The 8,217-nt window shown below is 57.6% G+C and carries 7 protein-coding genes and 1 other annotated feature; of the genes, 1 reads left to right on the top strand and 6 read right to left on the bottom strand.

Features of this window, described 5'->3' with window-relative positions; translation table 11 throughout:
- Positions 1-98: 98 nt before the first annotated feature.
- Complete coding sequence (locus tag DZC51_RS00405) at positions 99-2,753, bottom strand: valine--tRNA ligase (RefSeq protein WP_157293381.1); 2,655 nt, start codon at positions 2,751-2,753, stop codon at positions 99-101.
- 47 nt (positions 2,754-2,800) lie between these two features.
- Positions 2,801-3,024, bottom strand: a binding site (T-box leader).
- A 63-nt stretch (positions 3,025-3,087) separates the two neighbouring features.
- Here DZC51_RS00405 and DZC51_RS00400 point away from each other — a divergent pair.
- Positions 3,088-3,279 (top strand): hypothetical protein, encoded by a 192-nt coding sequence (locus DZC51_RS00400; protein WP_157293380.1) that lies wholly within the window; start codon positions 3,088-3,090, stop codon positions 3,277-3,279.
- On the opposite strand, the gene DZC51_RS00395 is transcribed toward DZC51_RS00400, so the two are convergent.
- The 5 genes from DZC51_RS00395 to hemC form a co-directional block, all read right to left on the bottom strand.
- On the bottom strand, positions 3,238-3,975 hold the full coding sequence (locus DZC51_RS00395; protein WP_157293379.1) for a hypothetical protein: 738 nt from the start codon (positions 3,973-3,975) through the stop codon (positions 3,238-3,240). The genes DZC51_RS00400 and DZC51_RS00395 overlap by 42 nt on opposite strands.
- Positions 3,976-4,237: 262 nt before the next feature.
- Positions 4,238-5,530 carry a glutamate-1-semialdehyde 2,1-aminomutase gene (hemL, locus tag DZC51_RS00390; protein WP_157293378.1) on the bottom strand — a complete coding sequence of 431 codons (1,293 nt, stop codon included), beginning with the start codon at positions 5,528-5,530 and terminating at the stop codon, positions 4,238-4,240.
- Position 5,531: 1 nt separating this feature from the next.
- On the bottom strand, positions 5,532-6,512 hold the full coding sequence (gene hemB, locus DZC51_RS00385; RefSeq protein WP_157293377.1) for a porphobilinogen synthase: 981 nt from the start codon (positions 6,510-6,512) through the stop codon (positions 5,532-5,534).
- Complete coding sequence (locus tag DZC51_RS00380; RefSeq protein ID WP_157293376.1) at positions 6,509-7,273, bottom strand: uroporphyrinogen-III synthase; 765 nt, start codon at positions 7,271-7,273, stop codon at positions 6,509-6,511. Before DZC51_RS00380 ends, hemB begins: the two co-directional genes overlap by 4 nt.
- Entirely contained in the window at positions 7,266-8,195 is a 930-nt protein-coding gene (hemC, locus tag DZC51_RS00375; protein ID WP_157293375.1) for a hydroxymethylbilane synthase, read from the bottom strand. Before hemC ends, DZC51_RS00380 begins: the two co-directional genes overlap by 8 nt.
- Between the last annotated feature and the right edge of the window lie 22 nt (positions 8,196-8,217).

Raw genomic sequence — 8,217 nt, 5'->3', positions numbered from 1 at the left:
CCACATGAATGACAAAACGTACCCAGAAAGATTTCATCTGGGTACGTTTTGTCTACAGTCTGAACCCCCGCCATCACGGCGGGGGTTCTCACTTCTATTCAGATCTCTTTCAGTTCCGCGATGCGTTTTTGCACGGCGTCGTATTTCTCCTGGTAATCCTTTTGCTTGGCGCGTTCTTCTTCGACTACGGCTTCAGGAGCTTTGGAGACGAAGCGTTCGTTCGAGAGTTTGCCTTCCACGCGTTTCAGCTCGCCCTGCCATTTGCCCAGTTCCTTCTCAAGCCGTGCCAACTCTTCCTCAATATTGATGAGGCCTTCAAGCGGCATGAAGAGTTCGGCGCCGGTGACGACGGCGGACATGGATTTGTCCGGTGCAGCCAGGTCGCGGCTGATTTCAAGGGTCTCCGGGTTGCAGAAGCGCTCGATGTACCCGCGGTTGTTTTCCAGTGCGGCTTGTGTCAAGTCGTCATGCGTGCGGATGGCGAGTGCGACTTTCTTGCTCATCGGCGTGTTCACTTCGGCGCGGATGTTGCGGACCGCCTTGATGACGTCCATGAGCGTCTTCATGTCGCCCGCGCGCTGCTCATCGGACAGCGACGGATCGGCGACCGGCCATTTGGCGGTGACGATGGACTCGCCTTCGTGCGGCAGGCTCTGCCAGATTTCTTCCGTGATGAACGGCATGAACGGGTGAAGAAGACGCATCGTGTTGTCGAGTACGTAAGCAAGGATCGAGCGGGTCGTCTTTTTCGCCGCTTCATCTTCTCCGTACAGCGGCAGTTTCGCCATCTCGATGTACCAGTCGCAGAAGTCGTCCCAGATGAAGTTATACAGGGCGCGGCCGACTTCACCGAACTCGTACTTGTCTGCAAGCTTCGTCACCGTCTCGATCGTTTCGTTCAGTCGGGTGAGAATCCAGGCATCCGCCGCGGACTTTTCGCCCGACAGGTCGATCTCCTCGAACTTCAGCCCATCCATGTTCATCAAAGCAAACCGGGACGCGTTCCAGATCTTGTTCGCGAAGTTCCAGACGGATTCGACTTTCTCGTTCGAGAAGCGCAAGTCCTGGCCAGGCGACGAGCCCGTCGCAAGGAAGTAGCGGAGCGAGTCCGCGCCGTACTTGTCAATGACGTCCATCGGGTCGACACCGTTGCCGAGCGACTTGGACATCTTGCGGCCGTCTTCGGCGCGCACGAGCCCGTGGATCAGCACGTCGTCAAACGGACGCTCGCCGGTGAATTCAAGGCCCTGGAAGATCATCCGGGATACCCAGAAGAAGATGATGTCATAGCCCGTCACGAGTGCGTCGGTCGGATAGTAGCGCTTGAACAGTTCGTTTTCCTCATCCGGCCAGTTCAGCGTCGAGAACGGCCAGAGTGCTGATGAGAACCACGTGTCGAGGACGTCTTCGTCCTGCTTCCAGTTTTCCGCGTCTGCCGGCGCTTCCATGCCGACGTGGATTGCACCGGTTTCCTTGTGGTACCAGGCCGGGATCTGATGGCCCCACCAGAGCTGGCGGGAGATGCACCAGTCGCGGATGTTTTCCATCCAGTTCAGGTACGTCTTTTCGAAGCGTTCCGGAACGAAGTTGACTTTGTCCTCGCCCTTCTGGAGCTCGACCGCGGACCTCGCAAGCGGCTCCATCTTGACGAACCATTGCGTGGACAGGTACGGCTCGACTACCGCTCCGCTCCGCTCGGAGTGACCGACAGAGTGCATGTGCTCTTCGATTTCAAAGAGGACACCCATCTCCTGCAGGTCCTTCACGATCGCTTTGCGGCACTGGAAGCGGTCCATGCCCTGGTACTTGCCCGCGCGCTCGTTCATCGAACCGTCTTCATTCATGACGAGGACGCGCTCCAGATTGTGGCGGTTGCCGATTTCGAAGTCGTTCGGGTCGTGGGCCGGCGTGATCTTCACCGCACCGCTTCCGAAGTCCATCTCGACATAGTCGTCAGCGACGATCGGAATCTCGCGGCCGACGATCGGCAGCTTGACCGTTTTGCCGATCAGGTGCTTGTAGCGCTCGTCATCCGGATGGACAGCGACCGCCGTATCCCCGAGCATTGTCTCGGGACGCGTCGTCGCAATTTCGATCGAGCCCGTGCCATCTGCGAGCGGGTAGCGCATATGATAGAAGGCACCCTGTACGTCCTTGTAGATGACCTCGATGTCCGAAAGGGCCGTCTTTGTCTGCGGGTCCCAGTTAATGATGTATTCGCCGCGGTAGATCAGGCCTTTTTCATACAGCTTGACGAAAACGGTACGGACCGCCTCCGAGAGCCCCTTGTCGAGTGTGAAGCGCTCGCGGGAATAGTCGAGGCCGAGGCCGAGCTTTGACCATTGTTCGCGGATATGGCCGGCATACTCCTCTTTCCATTTCCACGACTCCTCCAGGAATTTCTCGCGGCCGAGGTCGTAGCGGCTCTTGCCTTCTTCGCGGAGTTTGCCCTCGACCTTCGCCTGTGTCGCGATGCCGGCATGGTCCATCCCCGGAAGCCAAAGCGCATCGTATCCCTGCATGCGCTTCATGCGCGTCAGGATATCCTGGAGAGTCGTGTCCCAGGCGTGGCCGAGGTGGAGCTTGCCCGTGACGTTAGGCGGCGGAATGACAATCGTGTACGGCTCCTTGCCGCTTTCCGGCTGAGCCTCGAAGAATTTGCCGTTGACCCACCATTCATACCTGCCGCGCTCGATCGACTGCGGATCGTACTTTGTCGGCAGGGACGTTTCCTGCTGTCCGTTCTGTTCCATCTCTTCTTCCTCCTTTGTTTCCGGGAAATCAAAAAACCCTCCGTCCAAAAAAGGACGAAGGGCTGACTTCGCGGTACCACCTTTAGTTCCGGCACGCAAAACAAGAGCGGCCGGCGCTCGAAACGATAACGGTCGTCTGACCGGCACTCCGCTACTCGGTTCGCGGAGGCTGCTCACGGGCGACTTCGGACGGCGCTGACAGGAGCTCTCACCAGCCGCTCCCTCTCTCCGGACAACATCCGTTCCTACTCATCCCGCTCACTGCATCGTTATCCATTTCGTTCATTGTACAAAACCGGCATCCGCCCGTCAATACGAAAGGAGGTGTTCCACCTTGAAAAAGAAATACAACCCATGGCTGCTGCCGCCCTGCCTCCGGAAAATCCGTTTTTACTGCAAGGCAATCATCATCCCGATCTGCTGCTTCCAGCTGATCCGCACGCTGTTCGTGCCGACGACGGGCGATTTCCTCCTGCTGATCTGCTTAATCGGACTCTGCGTCGCGTTTCACAAGGATCTTATATGATGGGTAAGAAAAGACGGTATACGTATCCTCGAGGCCCGCGATGAATGCCCTGACCTCATCCGGGCTATTTTGCAATGTCTCTTCCGCGGTGACCTGCGGCTTTTCAGCGCTCACCGCTGCGGCAACCGGCTGCCTGCGCTCGGGCTGGGGCTCAGGCTCTGCCGCTGCACGTACCGAGGAAGATTCGGTTTCCATGCCCGGAGAACGGTGGCTGCTGCTTTCCGGGGAAGACGAGGATTCGTCCTGTACTTCAAGCACTTCCGCCTTCGGGGTTTCCGGTGATTCATCCGATTCATCATCCATATTATCCCCGTACAGGCAGTCGACCTTCCAGGTGACGCACAGTGCACCATCTTCGTTCACATGAGCCCGGACATCCTGAGACTTGATCGATGCGCCCTCGCCCGTTTCTGAAGGAAGGTCCACATAGAGAGGGACCGCATATTCGAAGTAGCCGGTCTCCCCTTCCATGTCGATCTCTTCGATCATCGTCGCGCCCTCCGGATTGGGAGTGTCTGCCTCCCCATCAAATACCGCCATGCATGTCAGGTGATAAATACCGGTCAGCCGGTAGGCATTTTCCGTATGCTCGTCCGTGTACTGGGGCGTCACATTCACCGATTCCGCGCGTACCGGCTCCCCGCATCCCTGCGGAAAACGGAACGTCTGCTCCATCGTCCATGCCGACATCGCCATCTGTCTCTCCTCCTCTGTATGTTCGCGCATAAAACAATATATGCATCCGAACGCTCCAATATGGCGGAGACCGGGAATGTATTTTTAGGCTATGCGGTCTGGAAATGAATTAAGAAGCGGCGGCTGAAGTTGAAACAAGGAACCGCAACATTAAATAAGAAACGGCTACCTTAAATAAATGCACCTGATTGCCCGGAAAAAGCAGCCCGCCAGCCGCTCCAACATAAAAACCGCCCCATTGAGGGACGGTTCACACAACAAATTATCGATTCAGCTGCTCAAACACTTTGTGGAATGCCTCCACCGTGCGGTCGATGTGCTCTTCTGTGTGGGCGGTGGAGATGAAGACGCCTTCGAACTGGGACGGCGGCAGGTAGATGCCTTCTTCCGCCATCAGGGCGTAATACTTGCCGAACAGTTCCGTGTCGGACGTCTTGGCGCTTTCGAAGTCGGTCACGTTCTCGTTCGTGAGGAAGTAGCCGATCATCGAGCCGGCGCGATTGACGGTGTGAGGGATGTTGTTCGCCTCTGCCGCTTCGCGGAAGCCAGCTTCCAGACGGTCTCCGAGCGCCTTGAAGTGATCGTACGACTCAGGGGTCAGCTTTTTCAACGTCGCAATTCCGGCCGCCATCGCGAGCGGGTTTCCGGAGAGCGTTCCGGCCTGGTAGATCGGGCCGGCCGGTGCGACCTGCTCCATGATTTCACGCTTGCCGCCGAATGCGCCGACCGGAAGGCCACCGCCGATGACCTTGCCGAGGCAAGTCAGGTCAGGCGTCACGCCGAACAGTCCCTGGCCGCTGTTGTAGCCGACACGGAAGCCGGTCATGACTTCGTCGAAGATCAGGAGCGAGCCATGCTGCTCGGTCACTTCTCGGAGGCCTTCCAGGAAGCCTTCATTCGGAGGCACGACGCCCATGTTGCCCGCGACAGGCTCGACGATCACCGCGGCGATGTCCTCGCCGAAGTTTTCGAATGCCTGGCGCACAGCGTCAAGGTCATTGTAGGCAACGGTAATCGTGTTGCCCGCGATCGAAGCAGGAACTCCAGGGCTGTCAGGCAGCCCGAGTGTCGCCACGCCGGAGCCTGCCTTGATCAGCAGCGAGTCGCCGTGTCCGTGATAGCAGCCTTCGAACTTCAGGATCTTGTCACGGCCGGTCACGCCGCGTGCGACGCGGAGCGCACTCATCGTCGCTTCCGTGCCGGACGACACCATGCGGACCATCTCGATGGACGGTACACGGTCGATCACGATTTTTGCAAGCTCATTTTCGGCAAGCGTGGACGCGCCGAAGCTCGATCCTTTTTCCGCCTGCTCACGGATCGCCGCGACAACATCGTCATCGGCATGGCCATGGATCAGCGGTCCCCAGGAAAGGACGTAGTCAATATAGTCATTGCCGTCGATGTCGGTAATGACGGCGCCTTTGCCCCGCTCCATGAAGATCGGGTCCATGTCGACCGCCTTGAACGCCCGGACAGGCGAGTTGACGCCGCCCGGCATCAGGTTGACGGCTTCGGAAAAGGCTTTTTTCGAGTTCTCATACGATCGTGGCAATTCAGTTCCCCTCCATGTATCGTACCGCGTCTTTCGCGAAGTACGTGATGATCATGTCGGCGCCCGCGCGCTTCATCGATGTCAGTGTCTCCATGACGATCTTTTCCTCGTCGACCCAGCCGTTCTGTGCGGCTGCCTTGACCATCGAGTACTCGCCGCTTACGTTGTAGGCGACGACCGGCATGCCCGAGAAGTCCTTGACTTCGCGCATGACGTCCATATAAGAAAGCGCTGGCTTTACAATCAGCATGTCCGCACCTTCCTCGATGTCCGACTGTGCTTCGCGGATCGCTTCAAGGCGGTTGGCAGGATCCATCTGGTAAGTCTTCCGGTCACCGAACTGCGGGGTGCTTCCTGCTGCCTCACGGAACGGGCCGTAGTAGGCGGATGCATACTTTACCGCATAGGACATGATCGGCACATCTTCAAATCCTGCTTCATCCAATGCCTGGCGGATCACAGTGACAAAGCCGTCCATCATGTTCGATGGCGCGATGATATCCGCTCCCGCTTTGGCCTGGCTGACAGCCGTGCGGGCGAGCAGATCGAGCGACGGATCGTTCAGGATGCGGCCTTCCTCGATCAGGCCGCAGTGGCCGTGATCGGTATACTCGCACAGGCAAGTGTCCGCCACGACGAGCAGGTCAGGATGACGCTCCTTGATAAAGCGTGTCGCCTCCTGGACAATGCCGTGGTCATGGTAGGCTTCCGTTCCTTCCGCGTCTTTGTGCTCGGGAACGCCGAACAGGAGGACGGCCGGAATGCCGAGCGATACGACCTCGTCCACTTCCTCACCCAGGTGATCAAGCGACAGGTTGAACACCCCCGGCATCGAACTGACTTCCGTGCGGATGCCTTTTCCTTCCGCCACGAAAATCGGGTAGATCAGATCTTCCTTGTTCAGGACGGTTTCGCGAACCATCGAGCGCATCGCGGCAGAGTTGCGGAGGCGGCGATGACGTGCAAACTGAAGTGTGTTCATGACATTCCTTCCTTTCGGTTGCCTAATTCCCGGACGAGGTCGAGCAGTGTGTACCGTTCGGGTTTGACGTGGACTTCTGCGCCTGCTTCTGCCAGCGCCTGCTCGGTCACATGTCCGATTGCACCGATTGTAAATCCGGTCCATCCGGTCAACGGGGCAATCTGCTCTCCGAACACCCGGACGGCGGATGGGCTTGCAAACAGCACGGCGATTTCCCCGCCCTTTTTGAGCAGGTCCTTCAAACCATCTATACCTTCTTCATCGTTCACCGTCTCATAGACGGTCCATTCATCGACTTCATTCGCAAGCCCTTCCTTGATTGTATCTTTCGCAAGATCGCCTTTCAGGAACAGGCAGCGCTCCTCTTCATCGGAGACTGCCGGGAATTCTTCCACGAAATGATCCGCACTGAATGTGGATGGAATGAAATCCGCAAGGAATCCGATGTCTTCAAGCGCCTTTGCCGTCTCGCTTCCGACAGCCGCAATCTTCACGGGTATGTCTTGCGGGGTAAGGCCGACTTGCTCCATTTTGTTTCCAAAAAACCGGACCGCATTGGCACTCGTGAAGATCAGCCACTCATAGGAGACGCAGGTTTGCATCCTCAGCGAGTCGGTCGCTACAATCTTTTCAACGGTCTTGATGAGCGGCAGGATGACGGGATTGCCGCCCTGCAGCTGGACGGAAGCGACTGCTTCCTTCGCCTTTGGGGTTCCGGTGAAGATCACCGTCATCCCGGAAAGGGAATTCTTGTCACTCATCGAGGTCCGCCTTCACTTTCCGGAGGACGTCGTCGGCACCCTGCTCTTTCAGCATGCGTGCCGCCTCCTTTCCGGCATTGACCGGGTCGGCATCCATGACAGTCGCGCGGAACACATCGTTCGCATCAGGCGAGGCAACAAAGCCTGTGAGGCGGATCTGTCCGCCGTCGACAACCGCGTGGCCGCCGATCGGCACCTGGCAGCTTCCGTCCATCTCGGAAAGGAACGTGCGCTCAGCCGTAACAGCCTGATGAGTCGTCGGCTCGGTAAGTTTCGCGAGCTCACGGAGAAGCTCCTCATCATCAGAACGGCATTCGATGCCGAGTGCGCCCTGGCCGACAGCCGGAATGCACTGCTCAGGCTCCAGGTAATGGGTGACGAGATCTTTATCCCATCCCATCCGGTTCAGGCCCGCCGTCGCCAGGATAATCGCATCGTATTCCCCGTCGCGGAGTTTTCTGAGCCGTGTCTCGATATTCCCGCGGATCCATTTGATCTCAAGGTCCGGACGCATGAGAAGCAGCTGGGAGCTGCGGCGGAGACTGGATGTCCCGACAACCGCCCCTTCCGGCAGGTCTTCCAGACGGATATGGCCGTTGGCGATGTAGGCGTCACGTGCATCTTCACGCTCCGGCACACAGCCGATCGTCAGGCCTTCCTGGAGCACGGCAGGCATATCTTTCATGGAGTGCACCGCAAAGTCGATCTCTTTATTGATGAGCGCCTGCTCGATCTCCTTGACGAACAGTCCCTTGCCGCCGACTTTCGACAGCATGACATCCAGGATCTTGTCGCCCTTCGTCACGATTTCCTTGACTTCGAATTCAAACGGCGCACCTGCCGCCTTCAACTGATCGATAAACCAGTTTGTCTGTGTAAGTGCCAGATTGGAACGTCTTGAACCGACAATGATCTTTCTCAAAAAGAACCCACCCTTTCAAATA

It is taken from the genome of Bhargavaea sp. CC-171006, assembly GCF_009761675.1.
Lineage (GTDB): Bacteria > Bacillota > Bacilli > Bacillales_A > Planococcaceae > Bhargavaea > Bhargavaea changchunensis.
Note: the sequence above shows the minus strand (reverse complement) of the source record. Positions and strands in the feature narration are given on the sequence as shown.